This window comes from Helicobacter sp. T3_23-1056 (assembly GCF_053654535.1).
Map to the genome: position 1 here is coordinate 1 of NZ_JBSIUU010000076.1, position 1,260 is coordinate 1,260.

A 1,260-nucleotide genomic window follows, 5' to 3' on the forward strand; every position below is an offset into this window, starting at 1 on the left:
TGGCTCTTTGATGGCAGTTTGTGGCGATGATAAAAAGCAGGTGCGCGTTTTTGCGCTAGTGTGTGGTATTATGGTGTTTTTTGTCAAAGTGTTTTAGACAGAATCTAAAAGTGTTTGATTTTCAAAGCCAATCCAAGCTACGAAGGATATTTGCTTGCAAAAGAGGATATTTTGCTAGATATTATTCGTATAGCATAATCTTTTGGACTTAGTGCTGCATTTTTATGCTTTTCTTTTTTTTAATGTTTTTCATATTTTATGTTTCTCTCTCTTTTGGTTTTTTTTTATTTTTGATTTTATTCCCATTTCACAAAAGCAAATTTTAAGTTTATTTTGCTTATAGTTGCGTTTGTGTTTTTACATTTTGCTTGTGAATCTTATTTTCTTAAAATGCTAGACATAATGAGAAAATCATATTTACAAGAATCCAAAATGTGCTAAAAGATTTTGTAAAGATTATGCAAAAAGGGGTTTGAAATGAATGAAATGAAAACATCTAATTATCCATCTTTGCAAGACTGCAAAGATGGGGTATTAAAATATAGCGCGTTATTTTTGTTTGGCATTTGTAGTATGGTTTTTGCAAATCCTGCATTTGCTTCTAGCATTGCCAACAACGAGAGAGAGAGAGAGAGAGAGAGTAACTCCCGCACAAAATTTTTCTAGCTACAAATCGTCAAAATATCATACTTACAAAGAAACCTCCGTCATTACAGACAATGACTCTGCTTCCGTCATTGCGAGCGAACGCAGTGAGCGTGACAATCCACAATGCAATACAGCAAACATAGATTGCCACGAAAATCCTAGCGGATTTTCTCGCAATGACGATGGGAGGGTGGATTGTTACAAATCCGCTAACGCAGATTCTCGCAATGACGGCATTATTTCCCCCTCCCTTTGCGGAGGGGGATTAAGGGGGTGGGTTTCTTATCCTAATACACATAAGCGAACTATCCAAAATCCTAATCCTTGTCATACTGAGGGCGTAGCCCGAAGTATCTCAAAATCTAAAAATGTAAGTAGAGATATTTCGCGCTCACGCGCTCAATATGACAAAAACTCCGTCATTACAGACAATGACTCTATTTCTGTCATTGCGAGCGAACGCAGTGAGCGTGGCAATCTATTTTTTACGCATTGCAGTGTGGATTGCCACGAATTTAGCCTTTTTGACAAAAGTCTAAATTCTCGCAATGACGATGAGATGATGGATTGCCACGATTCTACGCTACGCGCATATTCTCGCAATGACGAAAG

2 protein-coding genes are annotated in these 1,260 nt (G+C 37.5%); both read left to right on the forward strand.

Annotation, left to right across the window (positions count from 1 at the left end):
- Positions 1-477: 477 nt before the first annotated feature.
- Positions 478-666 carry a hypothetical protein gene (locus ACWIUO_RS13705; RefSeq protein ID WP_454178445.1) on the forward strand — a complete coding sequence of 63 codons (189 nt, stop codon included), beginning with the start codon at positions 478-480 and terminating at the stop codon, positions 664-666.
- On the forward strand, positions 608-1,260 hold a 653-nt coding region (locus ACWIUO_RS13710), incomplete at its 3' end, for a hypothetical protein (RefSeq protein WP_454178446.1). The genes ACWIUO_RS13705 and ACWIUO_RS13710, both read left to right, overlap by 59 nt.